Genomic DNA, 15,966 nt, shown 5'->3' with positions numbered 1-15,966 from the left:
GCGGTTAAATTAATTTAATAGAGACTTAATGCTTTTATTTTGCAAATAATGCAAAAATTATCTTTATATCAAATATATAAAACGATTTTGTTTTAACGAGACTATTTTTGCCCACGGGTTATACGGATTTAGCTGGTTTACGCTAATTTGTTTTTTTGCCACGAATTCACGAATTATTTTTTCTATATCTGTCTATATTTTCTCACGCAGATATAGCTGATTTTTATTGGTAAAAAGATTACACCGATCTTTAATAAAATTAAATTTTGTTTTAACGAGACTATTTTTGACTACGAGTTCTACGGATTTAACTGGTTAGCACGGTTTCTTTTTTTTTGCCACGAATTCACGAATTATTTTTTCTATATCTGACTATATTTTCTCTCGCAGTATAGCTGATTTTTATTGGTAGAAAGATTACACCGATCTTTAATAAAATTAAATTTTGTTTTAACGAGACTATTTTTGTCCACAGGTTCTACGGATTTAACTGGTTAGCACGGTTTCTTTTTTTTGCCACGAATTCACGAATTATTTTTTCTATATCTGACTATATTTTCTCTCGCAGTATAGCTGATTTTTATTGGTAGAAAGATTACACCAATCTTTAAATAAAATTAAATTTTGTTTTAACGAGACTATTTTTGTCCACAGGTTCTACGGATTTAACTGGTTTACGCTAATTTGTTTTTTTGCCACGAATTCACGAATTATTTTTTCTATATCTGTCTATATTTTCTCACGCAGATATATCTGATTTTTATTGGTAAAAAGATTACACCGATCTTTAATAAAATTAAATTTTGTTTTAACGAGACTATTTTTGTCCACGGGTTCTACGGATTTAACTGGTTAGCGCGGGTTTCTTTTTTTGCTACTGATTAAAATGATTAGCACAGATTATTTTAATATCAATTTCACGCAGATCTAAAAAAATTTAGGCTGATTGGCGTAGAATGATTTAATAAAAATCTTAGTTAAATCTGCTTTAATCTGTAAACCTGCGTGAAACAAAATCATTTTAATCTTAATAATCTGCGGCTAAACTCAAGACAAAACAAAAAAAATCCGCGTTTATCCGCGTTTTCACGAAGTGAATCCGTGTCATCTGCGTGCCATCTCTCAACGCAAACAGTTTCTCAAAATACTTACCGGATGCTGTGCTTCTCGTTTGGTTCCATCATAAATTTGATGGCGGCAGCTTGTTCCTGCGGCGGCAATTTTTACATTTTCGGCTGTATTGCGAACTTTTGGAAAAAGCGTATCCTCACCCATTTGCATACTCACTTGGTAATGTTCTTTTTCATAACCAAAAGAACCCGCCATACCGCAGCAGCCCGAATTGTAAATTGTCACGGTATTATTTTTTGGAAGATTCAGCATCGCAAAAGTCGCTTCGACAGAACTCAACGATTTCTGATGACAATGCCCGTGAATTTTAATTTCTTTTGTTTGTTCGGAAAAAGAATCGGCTGTGATTTTACCGTCGATGATTTCTTTTTTAAAGAATTCTTCAATTGTAAAAGTATTTCGAGATAATTTTTCTGCGGCCTCTTTATCGTCTGCTAGACGTAAATATTCGTCTCTAAAAGTTAGAATTGCCGAAGGTTCGATTCCGACCAAAGGAGCATTTGACATCACTAAATCTTTAAAGACAGCTACGTTATGATTGGCAATTTTCTTGGCTTCTTCCAAAAATCCTTTAGAAAGATACGTTCTGCCGCTTTCTTCGTGATCAATTACTAAAACCTGATAACCGAGTTTTGTTAAAAGTTCAAAAGCGTCGATTCCGATATTAACATCATAATAATTGGTAAACTCGTCTACAAACAAATACAATCTTCCGTTTGGAAAATCTGTAACTGAAGTTTTATTGTTTTGATACCACCTTCTAAAAGTTTTTTTAGCCAAAAGCGGGACTTGTCTTTCTGGCGCAATTCCCATTGTTTTTTTAACAAGCGCCTGATTCGAAATAAAATTTGTAATCGACGGGAATTTACTTCCCATTTTATTCAATTTTGCATTGTTGGCAAAAATCTTATTTCGGGTAGAAAATCCGTTTGCTTTTTGATATTGGTATAAAAATTCGGCTTTTAAAGTTGCAACGTCTACGTTACTCGGACATTCGCTTGCACAGGCTTTACAGCTTACGCACAACTCAAAAACTTCGTATAATTCTTTCTGGTCAAATTTATTTTCTTTCTCAGAATACGTCAAATATTCGCGCAGCGCATTGGCTCTTGCACGAGTTGTTTCTTTCTCATTTTTTGTCGCACGATAACTCGGGCACATTGCGCCTCCTGCCGATGGCAGTTTACGGCAGTCGCCAGAACCGTTGCATTTTTCGGCTGCACGCAAAACACCTAAACTGTCTGAGAAATCCTGAAATGTTTTAATATCCGGCTCGACTCTTCCTGAAACCACACGATGATTTTCGTCCATTTTCAAGGCGTTTACAATCTTACCAATATTCAAAACCGAATTCGGGTCAAAAGCCAGTTTTATGCGTTTCAACAATTCGTAATTCTTTTCCCCAACCATAAACGGAATAAACTCGCCGCGTACAATTCCGTCACCGTGTTCCCCGCTTAGCGAGCCTCTGTATTTTTTAACCAAATACGCCACATCGGTTGCAATGGTTCTAAATAGTTTTAAGTCTGAAGTTTTTTTCAAATTCAAAACCGGACGCAAGTGCAGCTCCCCTGCTCCCGCATGTGCATAATAAATGGCTTCTTGTCCGTGACTTAACATCATTGCCGAAAATTCTGCAATATAGGCTGGTAAATCGCTCAATTCAACCGCTGTATCTTCGATAGAATCGGCTGCTTTATCATCTCCGACAATACTTCCTAAAAGCCCGAGGCCCGCTTTTCTTAGTTCGTTTGCCTTCTCAATATCACCACCGTAAATCTTTACGCTTGCGTAGCCAAAATTGTGTTTTTCTAAATCGGCGATCAAGGCGTCTGCTTGTTTTTCGGCATCTTCTAGCGAATGCGACGCTACTTCAAACATCATAATGGCTTTGGGTTCTCCAACTAAAAAGAAACGGTTTTTAACATGTTCTCGATTGGTTTTGGTACAATCTAAAATCGTATCGTCGATCATTTCGCAAGTGTACAAATGATGTTTCATTGCCACCACAACCGATTCTAAAGATTCCTGAATGGTATGATAATGCGCTACTACCATAATATTATGCACCGGTGGCAAATCGTCTGTTTTTAACGTTACTTCGGTGGTAAAAGCCAGCGTCCCCTCGCTTCCGCAAAGCAGTTTTCCAAGATTTATAGTCGGTTCTGTACCGCCAAACAAATCTGATTTTAGCAGAATATCTACGGCATAACCTGTATTTCGTCTGTGAATTTCTGGTTTCGGAAATTCTTTTATAATTTCTTCCTGAGTTCCTTTATCAGACAGTTCGTCGTAAAGTGCTTTGTATATTTTATTTTCTAAAGTATTTCCTTTTGTCTTTTCGATGAATTCTGCCGAAGTCAAATCTTTAAAAACAACTTTAGAACCATCACTCAAAAATCCTTTTACTTCAACAATTTTATCGCGCGTAACACCATAACGAATTGAAGTTGTTCCCGAAGAATTATTTCCGACCATTCCGCCAATCATGGCACGGTTTGAAGTTGATGTAATCGGGGCAAAAAACACACCGTGCGGTTTTAAGAATATATTCAATTCATCGCGAATTACTCCGGGCTGCACCGTTACGGTTTTCTTCTCTGCATCAAAAGAAAGAATTTTTGTAAAGTTCTTCGAAACATCAATAACAAGTCCATCGCCTACTGTTTGTCCAGCTAGTGAAGTCCCCGCAGTTCTAGGCGTAATCGAAATTTCATGCTTCGCCGCAAAGGCGATCAATTTGGCAATGTCTTCTTCTGTTTTGGGTATTGCTACCGCTTTGGGTTTGATACGATAAACAGAAGCATCTGTTGAGTAAAGGGTTTTATGAAGATCATCGTATAAAAGTGTTCCTTCCAGCGATGCGGCCAAGAGATCTAATTCTTTTTGAATGGACATATGGTTTGTTATTTTCTGGTCTAAAATTGAGTTGCAAAAATAATTATTTTTTAGCTCAAAAGCGTTAAAGATTCACAGCTTTAACCGTTTTATTTTAAAGATTTCAGCCATTATTTCTTAAAATTTTATTCGCTTTTTTATTCGAATCTTTTTTCACCATAAAACAGCTTTAAATCCAAAGTAAAACAGAATAAATTTGAAAACAGAAATTTGAAAGTACTCTCTTTATTTTATTCAAATTAACTTAAATTCGTCTCTTAAGAAAGCTGCTGATTTGATTTTCAAATTGGGTTTCTAGATTACAACGCAGATTAAACACATTCCTTATCAGGAAGAAGCAGATAAAACATTTTTTATTTGACTGTAAGCAAATCTTTTAAAGAATAAATCTCGGCATTATCCAAACTCTAAACGAGCTAAAAAAATGAAACAAGCAATTATCAATACAACAATACATACGGGCGAAGAAATAATAACTAACGGAGTAATTATTATTGAAAACGGCATTATACTTTCTATTCAAAAAGAAACTCCTCACGATATTGAGATAATTGATTTAAAAGGAAAACACATTGCGGCTGGTTTTATTGATATTCAGATAAACGGAGGCGAGAAAAAATATTTCAGTCAAAGTCCGACAGAAGAAACAATTCAAGATATTTATGATGCAAGCCTGAAATATGGCACAACTCACGTACTGCCTTGTCTGATCTCTTCTTCTCGAGCAACCATTCTGCAAGGAATTGAAGCAGTACGCAGTTATAGAAACAAGCACAATAACGGCGTAATCGGAATGCATTTAGAAGGTCCGTTTCTCAATCCGTTGAAACGCGGCGCGCACAGCATCGATCAGGTTCGAAAACCTACAAATGCTGAACTTGAAGAAATTATCGAATACGGAAAAGATGTGATTAAAGTAATTACAATTGCGCCCGAATGTTTTACAGACGAACAGCTTGAGATGCTTTTGGCAAGTGGTTTTGTAATTTCGATCGGACATTCGACCGTTACTTATAAAGAAGCACAGCATTATTTTTCTAAAGGTATAAAACTCGTTACGCATTTGTTTAATGCCATGACACAATTCGGGCATCGCGAACCGGGCTTGGTTGGTGCTGTTTTTGAAAACGAAAATGTATTTGCTCCCGTGATTCTAGACGGTGTTCACTCCGATTATGCAGCAGCTAAAATAGCGTACCAATTAAAAAAAGAAAAATTCTTCTTGATAAGCGATGCTACTTTCTTGGGACGCAAAGTTGAAAGTTTTAAATGGGATAATTTTGATGCGCATTTGGTAAATGGCTTTTACAGAAATGAAGACGGAAATCTGGCTGGAGCGACAATTTCTATGGAAGAAGCGGTACAGAATGCACACCAATATTTAAATGCTTCGGTAGATGAAGCCCTAAAAATGGCAACCTGCCGTGTTGCAGACGCGATCGGATTAGGAGATCGATACGGAAAAATTAAAGCGGGGTTTCCTGCTTCATTTGTTCATTTTAATTCTGATTTGTCTGAGACAACGACTTTAGTTTTTTAGTTTTTTTATTTGTTTTTAATATCTAACCCTCAACTCGCTGTTGTTTTTAAAAACTATAAAAAAGACAACGATCAAAATAACGCACAAAACGAGAGAACCGGCTCGGACATGTTTGTGCATTTGATTTTCACTTTCAAAAGTAAGGCTGAATAAATACAGAAAAAGTCCGACGAAGAATAAAACAAAAGTAATCACAATCATAAAAATCTTGCCCTCACCAATTAAAGCTTCGCTAAGGGCAAAAATTTCATCTAATACGAAAAAAAAGAAAAAAATAAACCAGCACCAATATAAAAAATGGAAAACATAAGCTAAACTTGATTTCATATTTTGCAATTAGGGTTAATTTATACTATTTTCTAACTCAATATCGTACTCAGATTTGACAGATTCGTTAACACGAAGACGCAGATTTGCGCAGTTTTTTTGATTCTATTTATAAATCTGTTTCAGCGGCATTCAAAACTATTCTTTACCCCAAATCCTCGTGTTCAAATCCAATTCGTGAACAATATCGTGCATGAATTTGACAATCGAAAGATCATTTTGCAGTAAATCATCAGTCAAAAGAGTCTGATGAATAGGCGCTTCAAAATAATTATGATCTAACGGAAAAGCGATATACATTTTTGAAGCTATAAAAGAAAGCGAAATTGTTGCGTCAGATTTACTGTTTAAGTCCAAAATTCTTTCCATCAGAGCGGGTGTCAAAATATACCTTGCTTCTATTTGATCGCTTGAATACGTAACAAATGTGTTATTAAAATCGGTATTTTCTAACTGTACAATTGCACTGCTGTTAACATTAAAAACATTTTTTGAGAACCAAGATCTTACTGAATTACCAAAATTCTTTGGACGCACAACAGTCGATACTTCGAAATTTTTATTAAAGTCAGCAACAAAAATAATTCCCTTAAAAATATCTTGCCATTCGGTTTCTGTCCTGTTATTGTTCTGCTTTTCGGTTTTGTACTCAGCATGAACTTCGGCAAAATAAAAAGAAGTTTTCTCATTTACACCGCCGATCATGTCCTCCGTTTTGTAGCGGTCGGGTTCTGTACTAAAAAGATCAGAACTTATAAATTCATATTCCGGAAGTCCGCTTTGAGGTGTAATGGTCAGCGTTTCGTTAATTCCTTTCAAAGCCGCCCCGACTACATTTCTTTTAAAACTGCTTTTGTATTCTACAGCATCTTCGGCAATACGAAAATACATGACAATGCCAATAATCAAAGGAAGTAAACAACAGATCATGCCAAACGCGGCAAATCCGGTAAAGACTCCAATAACCAAAATCAATACCGTCAGACCAAATAAGATATAGCAGGTTTGATAGGTTTCGGCTATTTTTTTTCGATCAATTTCTAAGGTATTCAGTATTTGCTGCAGTTTTTCCTGAGTGTTTATTTCTGAATCCATTAAGAATTAAAAAGTTCTTTTGCACTTATATTTTTACGCTCTTCTTCTGGAGTGGCCAAAACCTCAATTTTGGTATATCCCAGCATTCCTGCAAACATATTTCCAGGAAACATCATAATCGCATTATTATAATCGGTTACCACAGCGTTGTAGGTTCTTCTTGCTGCCGCAATCTGCTCTTCGCTTTCTGTCCAAGCAGCCTGAAGATTATTAAAATTAGAGTTTGCTTTTAAGTCTGGATAATTCTCAACATTTACCATCAAACCTTTTACGCTGGCGCTCAACTGCGCGTCAACAACTGCTTTTTCCTGATCGCTTAGAGTACCACTTACCGCTTTGGCACGAAGCTCAACAATTTTGGTTAAAGTTTCCTGCTCATAATTCATATACTGCTTTACGACCTCAACAAGATTCGGAATCAAATCAAAACGTTTTTTAAGCATTACATCAATAGCCGAAAATGCATTGGTCACCTGATTTCGCTTTCCGATAAGCGAATTATAAATCACGATTCCTATAATCAATAAGAAAACTACAAGTCCTAGAATAACAATCATTTTTAGTTTATTTTTTAATTGGTTTCTGACAAATATAAATAAAATGAAATACCATTTCTATTTGAAAATGCATTTTATTTTAAATGTTTTTAACCAACTAATTTATACCTTATTCTGTTAGGTTTAGTCCTTAAATCCTGTAAAATTCGAGAGAAAATTACGATTCCTCATAAGGTCTTTTTAAAAATAATTCGCAGACAAACTTATACGTTTTTCTTAAATTCTCTAATTCGTATTGCTCGTAATAAGGTGTTTTTTCTATCTCATCAAAAATGGGCTCCATAATATCCTCATAAAGAATATGTCCAGAAAATTTAAGTTTCATCTTTCTTTGTACAGTAAGCAGCTCAAAATAAAGCATGTTTTTTAATCGAAACAAAACAAACTCCTCGTCCGACATGTTTTCCTTATCAAAAACTACCGAACTAATATCTTCAAAAAACTGCATCAGCAATACAATCAATTCGATTACAGTCTCTTCATACAAAACGACCAAATCTGAATACAATTCTTTATAAACGTGTTTTTTCCTGAGTTCTGTTTTTCTGAATTCCAGTTTTTCATCATCCGAAAGTGCTGACCAGTTTATCTCTTTCCAAAAACCCTCTAGAATCTGCATTTCATAATCCCGAGAATCGAAACAATCTTTTCTTGAAAGATAAAATTCCTGAATTTCTTTTATTTCATTTAATGTCATTATTCATAAATTTTTAAAGTTTTAAAGATCAAAACTAACATGAAATTTAAAACGATTCTTGAAGCACTCTATAATTTTTAAAAACACAGCCAAAAGAAGTTACTTCAATGTCTTCTATTATTACCCAGCCTAAAATCTATTTATTGATAAGTTTATACAACTCATATTCTACAAAGATTGGCGACTTTGCTTGTCGACCTACTTGCGGAGATTTGCTTAGCCCGTTCGCTATCGCTCGAGTCACCTTCGTCGAAATGACAAACCATACGAAACAAGTTTGAATTTTTATCAAAAAATGTTATTCCCGAAAGAGATTTCGACAATATTTTTCATTTCTATTTCTATGATAAAACCAAATATTTTTTCAGGAGCTAATCCCGCTCCCGAAGCCTCGGGACGTTACAATCTTTTTTATTTTTAAAGATAAAATAAAAAAGGATTTCCACTTCTATCGGGGCTAGGACATTCCGTTTCATAAGAATGTTTTCGGCTTTTTGTAAAATGACAAACTATTTAGAAAATTAACTGAGTTTATACCTTCTTAAATTAATATATTATTTTTCTTACTTAATATCATTTGTTTTTATACTTTTATAGCTCTTAAACTACGACAGTAAGAATTTATAAACTTTCCATTGCAACTAAATTGTATTAAACTATACAATAATGTAATGGATTTAATCAAAAATGTCAAGTTATGAGTATCAACAACATTTCAAAAGAAACCGAAAACAGGCTTTTGAATTTTTTCAACAACAGAATCGAACCTGAAGAATTGGCTAAAACACTAAGGCAGGTAAATTTTACGCTCTCTCTAGGCGTTATGAGCAAAAACGAAACGCTTCAAAGTGAAATGACCAAATTAAGAGATGGTTTGTATTGGCTCAATGCACTTGCTGAAACTTTAAACCCTTATTTGGAATTAGAGTAAGGATTAAAAAATGAAAACCTCGATTTTGTAGATCGAGGTTTTTTATGAGGATTTCGCCCAATCTTGTCAATTTTAAAAATCAGCTTTTATTTTCCTGCATTACAAATTCTACTGGAGCGCTTTCGGTTTGTGTTTGGCTTAAAGCCGTAATAGCATACGTATATTTATTAAAATCTGCGTGGGGTACTTCTAGTTTTAATGCCGTTGTAACATAATAAATATTTTCCGGATTGGAGAAATCGGTAATTTTTCCTTTCAAGAATCTGTAAATCACGTATTTTTTATTGTTCAAAGCTGCTTTCCAGCTTAAAATTCCTTTATCTGCTTTTAGAATCGCCGTAACATTTGTCGGCGCCTGCGGTTTTAATCTCGTTATTCTGTTCGCTTCGGGAGTTAAGGCAATGTATTTGTACGGCTTATTAACTAAAGGTTTTCTGAGTGTATCGCCTTTCTTCAAAAAAGTGGATGCCGTAAAATGCATGGAACCGTCTATGTTGGGCATTTTGCGAATCATTTCGATTTGTTTCACAATTTGATCGGCACTTCTCCATTCTGGTTCTTTTGCCGTAGTCGCAATCTTGTAATCGCCGTGTCCGATGTATACATTGGTGCCATACTTGTGCGCCGCCCACCATTTTGCCAAAATTTCAAAATTGGCTTTATCAAAACCAATATGCCAGTACAATTGCGGTGTTACATAATCGATCCAGTTTTCTTTCTGCCATTTTAAAATATCCGCATACAAATCGTCGTAGTTGGTTGCACCCGCTGCTGTATCAGATCCGTCAGCGTCTTTGGCTTTATTACGCCAAACGCCAAAAGGCGAAATTCCGAATTCTACCTCTGGTTTATTGGCCATAATCGTATCTCTGATTTGTTTGATAATCAAATCAACGTTGTCTCTTCTCCAATTGTCTTTATCCTGAAACTGGCGCGGTTCTTTAGCGAAAGCGGCATCATCTGGAAACTCCTGGCCTGCAATTTTATACGGGTAAAAATAATCGTCCATATGAATTGCTTGAATATCGTATTTGCGCACTATTTCGCCCACTACAGAAGAGACAAAATCTCTGGTTTCTTTGTATCCTGGATTAAAATAGCGGCTTTTTCCGTAAGTCAAAAACAAGTTTGGTTTCTTAAAAAACAAATGGGATTTTGCCAATACATCTCTTACCGTATCTTTTTGTACACGATACGGATTGAGCCATACATGCACGTTCATTCCTCTTTTTCCAGCTTCGTCAATCATCAATTGCAGCGGATCAAAACCTGGGGCAACTCCTTGTTTTCCCGTGATCCAATGTGAAGCGGGTTCTTTGGTCGATTTGTAATAAGCGTCTGCTGTTGGACGAATCTGAAAAATGACAGTATTAAGATTGTTTGAGCGAAGATTGTCCAAAATAGTAATCATTTCGGCTTTCATATCTTTGTCTGATAACCCCGGTTTAGACGGCCAGTCGATATTTTCTACAGTAGAAATCCATGCCGCACGCATTTCTCTTTTTGGCGAATGCTGTGCAAAAAGAATGGATTGAAAGCATAAAAACAGCAATAAAATCTGGATATTTTTCATCTTGTTTTGGGTTAGTATAATGAAAGTTTAAACGCAATCGCTAAAACTGCTGCAATGATTTACGTTGTGTTGGCAAAGTTCTAATCTTTATTTTGTAATCTCGGAAAACCGTTAGGATAACATCCAGAATTTACATAAAACTGATTTGTGAGGTTATCGGCACTGTATGCGCTTATATTTTTGTCTTTTCATTGAAAAAATTACTAAAAAACAAAAGCTGAAATTTTAGCGCATTTTCCCAATAAGCCATATTGTGTTCACCGGGGCGTTCGATGTAATCGTGGTTGATTTTCTTGTCGAGTAATCTGCCGTGAAGATCTCGGTTTACTTTCATAAAAAAATCATCAATACCACAATCTATAATTAGTTTTAAACTGTTATTTGGCAGCAAGTCCAGCATGTTGACAACGGTATTTTTATCCCAGTTTTCAGGAAATTCTGTTATTGTACCAAGACGTTTTTTGATGTCCCAATTATCTGGAAACGGGCGAAAATCTACACCTCCGCTCATACTTCCTGCTGCGCCAAAAAGATCTTGATGTTTGATTGAAAGGTACAAAGCGCCGTGTCCGCCCATACTTAAACCAGAAATGGCGCGTGCATCGCGGTTCGCAATAGTTTTGTAATTTTTATCGATATACGCAACCAACTCTGAAGTTACGTAAGTTTCATATTTAAAAGAAGGATCAATCGGACTGTCAAAATACCAGCTCGAATAATTTCCGTCTACACCAATTACAATAAAATTATAGAGATCAACCTGCTTTTTAAGTGCTTTGAAGTCTTTTGCCCAAGAAGCATAATTACCGCTGTAACCATGAAGAAGATAAACAACGGGGAATTTTTTAGTGCTTTTTTTATAATTATCCGGCAGCATCACACAAGTTTTGATGTTTTTTTTCATTGAAGCGCTAAAAACTTGAATGGTATCAACCTGCGCCGCTTTTGCAGCAAAAATCAGGGCAAAGAAAAGTAGTATACTGGCTAGATAGTGGTTGTTTTTCATACTCGGTTTTTTGTCGATTATTTTAAACAAATATATACAAAATACAGAGCGAATTTATTAATCTGCAGTATTATGCGTTATAAATACCTAAAAACGCACAAAAACGCACGTTAAATTATAATAAACATTAAATTATAAAACAAAAACACCCGATTTTCTATACTCTTCTAATACAGCATCCTGCGGATCTAATTCGGTCACAATAGTATCTAATTGACTCAGGTCGCACACAGCATGGGGCATTTTTGTATTTAGCTTATTTGACGAAAACATCGAGACTACTTTCTCGGAGGCTTCTATCATTGCTTTCTTAACTATAGAAATTTCATAACCAACTTCTGTAAGTCCTTGTTTGACGCTTATACTGCTGGCACCGATAAAACAAATATCGGCTTTTATTTTGGAGACTACTTGTATCACATCCATCCCGATAGTGACCATTGCGTTTTTTTGCATTTTTCCTCCAATAAATATTAAATCTACATTAGGATGCTGTGACAGCTGCATGGCAATTGGAAGGCTGTACGTGTAAATAGTAGCTTTTAAATCGGACGGAATAAGCTTTGCAAATACCAAATTAGTGCTGCCGCCACTCATAATAATCACTTGTCCGTCATGCAGTAAAGAAAGTGCTTTTGTAACAATTTTTTTCTTTTCGTCTTCTGCATTAATCGCAATTTGAAACACATCTGACGATTTTTCTACAAATTTAATGGCACCGCCATATACTTTTTCTAGAAGCTTTTTACTGTCTAATTCGTTTAAATCCCGTCTAATAGTGTCTTCTGATAAATCGAGCGCCAAAGCTAAATCTGTAGTAACAACTTTATGCTCTTCAAGTAGTTTAGTCATTATAAATTTATGTCTTTCAGCTTTCAGCATTATTTTTCGATTTAAAAATTCAAGACAAATATATCAAATTAAAAAATTAAATAGTGTGTTTTTGAGCAACTTCGGCAACATAACGCATCAATAAACTAACCAGATAGCAATAAAGAAGAAACAAGATTTATTGTTTGCATTATTTTGCATTTTTTAAGATTATTTTTTCACAAAACAGAAAAATATCGCATTTGTATGCAATAATTAGATATATTTGCTTGATAACCAAAATTAACCGCTATGAAAAAAAAGTTTTTAATTCTTTTACTTTTTATTTTTGGAATACTAACCAGTTATTCACAAAATAATATCGTAAAAGGTAAAGTTACAGACGGCACAGGAAACACTTTGCCAGGCGCAAATATTGCAGTGCAGGAAACTAACGACCAGACCTCTACAGGAGCAGACGGAACGTTTTCTATTAAAGCAAATCCAGGACAAGTTCTTCTTGTTACCTACATTGGCTTTAACACCAAAGAAGTTATTGTAAATGGCACCAATCTAACAATTGTAATTTCTGAAAGTGCTCAAACGCTAAACAATGTTACTGTTGTGGGAGCTATGGGTATTGTGCGAAACAAATCATCTTTAGGTTATTCGGTACAAGAAGTAAAAGGTAAAGAAATTGCTGAAACACAACGTCCTAATTTTGCTACTGCATTGCAAGGTCGTGTCGCGGGTCTTACCGTTACAAGTACTTCTGGCGCGCCGGGAGCATCTGCAGCGATTCAGTTAAGAGGTGTAAATTCGCTTAGCGGCAGTAATTCTCCGTTGTACGTAATTGACGGATTACCGGTAAGTAACGAGACAATGAATCAGGAATTAACGATTTCAAATGCTCCAAACAGAACGCAGGATTACACCAACAGAGGGGCCGATATTAACCCCGATGATATTGAATCGGTAGTGATCTTAAAAGGACCTGAGGCTGCAGCGCTTTACGGAATGCAGGCTGGAAATGGTGCTATCGTAATTACTACTAAAAAAGGTAAAAAAGGGGTTGGAAGACTTACTTATTCTACTAACACCAGGTTTGATAATATCTACCGTTTTCCTGAAACTCAAAAAGTTTATCAAAGAGGGTCTGACGGTGTAAACAATCCCGATTACAGAAGACAATTTGGAACAGCTTATCCAGAAGGAACTAAATTATACAATAACCTGGAAAATTTCTTTAAAACTGGAGTTTCTACCACCCATAACCTATCGTTTGAAGCCGGAACAGAAACCACTTCTTATCGATTATCTCTTGCCAATTTAGAGCAGGAAGGCGTTGTGCCCAATACAGGATACAGCCGATTGACTGCTAATTTGAATGCTACTGCAAAATTATCTCCTAAACTAAGATCTGAAGCGTCTTTTAACTTCACAAAATCTGACAATCAGAAAGCCGCAAAAGGTGCTGGGGCTGCGGTGCAAATTCCAGGTGTAACCAGTGCTGGATATTTGCTTTCTCTTTTAGCGTGGCCTGCAAATGATGATGCCAGCGATTACTTAAATGCTGACGGAACTAGAAGAAAAATTACCAGCGGTGCATTGGATGCTGAAAATGATAACCCGTTTTGGGATGTAAACAAAAATTTATCCGAAGATTTTAATAACCGTTTTATTACCAACGTTGGTTTAGTTTACGATCCGTATTCTTGGCTTAACATTACGGGTCGCGTGGGCTGGGACGTAAATTCTGCTCAGGGTTATCGAGCTATTCATCCAGAATCTTACGCTGGAATTGCCTCTGGAGGTTACTTGGAATCTTATTATTCTAATACCAGTAATTTAAACACGACTTTATTGGTTACAGGTAAAAAATCATTCGGAAAGTTTAATACTAAAATAATGGTCGGAAATTCGGTTAATGATAACAGTTATAGAATTTTATCTACAACAGGAAGTAAATTCTTTGATCCGAACTTCTACTCTATCAACAATACCGATGCAACTACTCAAAGATCGCAGGAAAGAATAATTGAAAGCAAAATTATTGGTTTCTTTTCTGAGGTGAGTCTAGATTACAACAAAATTGCTTATTTGACTTTAACAGGTCGTGAAGATTGGACCTCTGTTTTGCCAGATCCATTTTTCTATCCTTCTGTTTCAACGAGTTTTGTATTCTCAAACCTAAACGGATTAAAGGATAAAGAAACTTTCTCGTACGGAAAAATTAGAGCATCATACGCAGAAGCAGCAAACATTCCTTCTCCTTATTCTGCAGAACCTGTTTTTACACCTCAGTTAACTACAGATGGAGGTTATGCTTATGGGGTTACTGGAGCAAATCCGAATTTAAAACCAGAATTTCGTAAATCTTTTGAATTAGGTACAGAATTAAAATTCTTTAACAACCGTATCGGATTAGATGTTGCGGTTTACAGTACCAAAACAATTGATCCGATCCTGAAAAACATGCGCTTGAGCTATGGGACAGGATTTGTGGTGACTTCTGCTAATTTTGGCGATTTACAAAATCAAGGTTTGGAAATTACTTTAAATGCAACAGCAGTTAAAAAAGAAAATTTTTCTTGGGATGTAAGCGCAAACTTTAGTAAAACACAATCAAAATTATTAAATCTTCCGTCAGTTATCTCAGAATATTATGTTTCAGACACTTGGCTTTACGGAAATGTACGCGGCGGTGTAACGGTTGGAAATCCGCTGACTACTTTAACAGGAAATGATTATTTAAGAAATAATAACGGAGATCCTCTTATTGACCCCAATACAGGATATGCTTTAAAAGACCCTAACTTTAAAATTGTCGGCGATAGAAATCCAGATTTTATGCTGGGACTTCAAAACACTTTTGTCTATAAAAATATGAGTTTATCATTTTTATTAGACATTCGAAAAGGAGGTGACATTTACAACGCAACTGAGTTCTATTTGTACCAAAATGGTTTGTCTACCAAAACGTTAGACCGCGGCCAAACCAGAATTGTAAAAGGTGTTCTAAGAGATGGTTTAGAAAATTCTGCAACACCAACACAAAATAATATTCCGGTTCGTCCAAGTGTTCAAAACGAATATTATAGAACAGGTGCAATTGATGCGGATTTTATCGAAAAAGACATCAATTGGTTAAGAATGAGAGACATTACATTGAGCTATCAAATGCCTTCTGAAATTTTGAAAAAGACTTTTATCAACAATCTTTCGCTGTACTTAACCATGACTGATGTTTTTATCATCACTAACTATACAGGTGCTGATCCTGCTGTAAACGGAACTAACGCATCTGTAGGCGGCGCCGGCGGAACTGGCTTTGACTTTGGTACTTTGTCTACTCCAAGAGGTTTGAATTTAGGATTGAAAATCGGACTTTAATTAATTGA

The 15,966-nt window shown here is 35.6% G+C and carries 10 protein-coding genes; 3 read left to right on the top strand and 7 right to left on the bottom strand.

The features are described from left to right. Positions 1–1,122: 1,122 nt before the first annotated feature. Positions 1,123–4,029 carry an FAD-binding and (Fe-S)-binding domain-containing protein gene (locus tag C4F50_RS00990; protein ID WP_193844572.1) on the bottom strand — a complete coding sequence of 969 codons (2,907 nt, stop codon included), beginning with the start codon at positions 4,027–4,029 and terminating at the stop codon, positions 1,123–1,125. Between the two features lie 424 nt (positions 4,030–4,453). On the opposite strand from C4F50_RS00990, the gene nagA reads away from it, so the two are divergent. Further along, entirely contained in the window at positions 4,454–5,569 is a 1,116-nt protein-coding gene (nagA, locus tag C4F50_RS00985) for an N-acetylglucosamine-6-phosphate deacetylase (protein WP_193844571.1), read from the top strand. A 465-nt stretch (positions 5,570–6,034) separates the two neighbouring features. Here nagA and C4F50_RS00980 read toward each other — a convergent pair whose 3' ends face one another. The 3 genes from C4F50_RS00980 to C4F50_RS00970 form a co-directional block, all read right to left on the bottom strand. After that, positions 6,035–6,991, bottom strand: a complete 957-nt coding sequence (locus C4F50_RS00980) for a DUF3137 domain-containing protein (RefSeq protein WP_193844570.1) — start codon at positions 6,989–6,991, stop codon at positions 6,035–6,037. After that, positions 6,991–7,548 carry a LemA family protein gene (locus C4F50_RS00975; RefSeq protein ID WP_193844569.1) on the bottom strand — a complete coding sequence of 186 codons (558 nt, stop codon included), beginning with the start codon at positions 7,546–7,548 and terminating at the stop codon, positions 6,991–6,993. Before C4F50_RS00975 ends, C4F50_RS00980 begins: the two co-directional genes overlap by 1 nt. Positions 7,549–7,705: 157 nt before the next feature. Beyond that, on the bottom strand, positions 7,706–8,245 hold the full coding sequence (locus C4F50_RS00970) for a hypothetical protein (protein ID WP_193844568.1): 540 nt from the start codon (positions 8,243–8,245) through the stop codon (positions 7,706–7,708). Between the two features lie 697 nt (positions 8,246–8,942). On the opposite strand from C4F50_RS00970, the gene C4F50_RS00965 reads away from it, so the two are divergent. Beyond that, positions 8,943–9,176 carry a hypothetical protein gene (locus tag C4F50_RS00965; protein WP_193844567.1) on the top strand — a complete coding sequence of 78 codons (234 nt, stop codon included), beginning with the start codon at positions 8,943–8,945 and terminating at the stop codon, positions 9,174–9,176. A 79-nt stretch (positions 9,177–9,255) separates the two neighbouring features. Here the strand turns inward: C4F50_RS00965 and C4F50_RS00960 are convergent, their stop codons facing one another. The 3 genes from C4F50_RS00960 to C4F50_RS00950 all read right to left on the bottom strand — a co-directional run bounded on the left by C4F50_RS00960 (position 9,256) and on the right by C4F50_RS00950 (position 12,637). Beyond that, complete coding sequence (locus C4F50_RS00960; protein ID WP_193844566.1) at positions 9,256–10,749, bottom strand: glycoside hydrolase family 10-like protein; 1,494 nt, start codon at positions 10,747–10,749, stop codon at positions 9,256–9,258. Between the two features lie 172 nt (positions 10,750–10,921). Further along, positions 10,922–11,755, bottom strand: a complete 834-nt coding sequence (locus C4F50_RS00955) for an alpha/beta hydrolase (RefSeq protein WP_193844565.1) — start codon at positions 11,753–11,755, stop codon at positions 10,922–10,924. 132 nt (positions 11,756–11,887) lie between these two features. Beyond that, the gene (locus C4F50_RS00950; RefSeq protein WP_193844564.1) at positions 11,888–12,637 is read right to left on the bottom strand and encodes a DeoR/GlpR family DNA-binding transcription regulator; all 750 of its coding nucleotides are present in this window, start codon (positions 12,635–12,637) and stop codon (positions 11,888–11,890) included. Between the two features lie 240 nt (positions 12,638–12,877). On the opposite strand from C4F50_RS00950, the gene C4F50_RS00945 reads away from it, so the two are divergent. Then, complete coding sequence (locus C4F50_RS00945; RefSeq protein WP_193844563.1) at positions 12,878–15,958, top strand: SusC/RagA family TonB-linked outer membrane protein; 3,081 nt, start codon at positions 12,878–12,880, stop codon at positions 15,956–15,958. Positions 15,959–15,966 lie beyond the last annotated feature (8 nt).

It is taken from the genome of Flavobacterium hungaricum, from assembly GCF_015182285.1.
Taxonomy (GTDB): domain Bacteria; phylum Bacteroidota; class Bacteroidia; order Flavobacteriales; family Flavobacteriaceae; genus Flavobacterium; species Flavobacterium hungaricum.
Note: the sequence above shows the minus strand (reverse complement) of the source record. Positions and strands in the feature narration are given on the sequence as shown.

Excerpts from the sequence above, each read along its gene's own strand:
- C4F50_RS00990 (WP_193844572.1), bottom strand. The coding sequence starts at position 4,029 with ATGTCCATTCAAAAAGAATTAGATCTCTTGGCCGCATCGCTGGAAGGA.
- nagA (WP_193844571.1), top strand. The coding sequence starts at position 4,454 with ATGAAACAAGCAATTATCAATACAACAATACATACGGGCGAAGAAATA.
- C4F50_RS00980 (WP_193844570.1), bottom strand. The coding sequence starts at position 6,991 with ATGGATTCAGAAATAAACACTCAGGAAAAACTGCAGCAAATACTGAAT.
- C4F50_RS00975 (WP_193844569.1), bottom strand. The coding sequence starts at position 7,548 with ATGATTGTTATTCTAGGACTTGTAGTTTTCTTATTGATTATAGGAATC.
- C4F50_RS00970 (WP_193844568.1), bottom strand. The coding sequence starts at position 8,245 with ATGACATTAAATGAAATAAAAGAAATTCAGGAATTTTATCTTTCAAGA.
- C4F50_RS00965 (WP_193844567.1), top strand. The coding sequence starts at position 8,943 with ATGAGTATCAACAACATTTCAAAAGAAACCGAAAACAGGCTTTTGAAT.
- C4F50_RS00960 (WP_193844566.1), bottom strand. The coding sequence starts at position 10,749 with ATGAAAAATATCCAGATTTTATTGCTGTTTTTATGCTTTCAATCCATT.
- C4F50_RS00955 (WP_193844565.1), bottom strand. The coding sequence starts at position 11,755 with ATGAAAAACAACCACTATCTAGCCAGTATACTACTTTTCTTTGCCCTG.
- C4F50_RS00950 (WP_193844564.1), bottom strand. The coding sequence starts at position 12,637 with ATGCTGAAAGCTGAAAGACATAAATTTATAATGACTAAACTACTTGAA.
- C4F50_RS00945 (WP_193844563.1), top strand. The coding sequence starts at position 12,878 with ATGAAAAAAAAGTTTTTAATTCTTTTACTTTTTATTTTTGGAATACTA.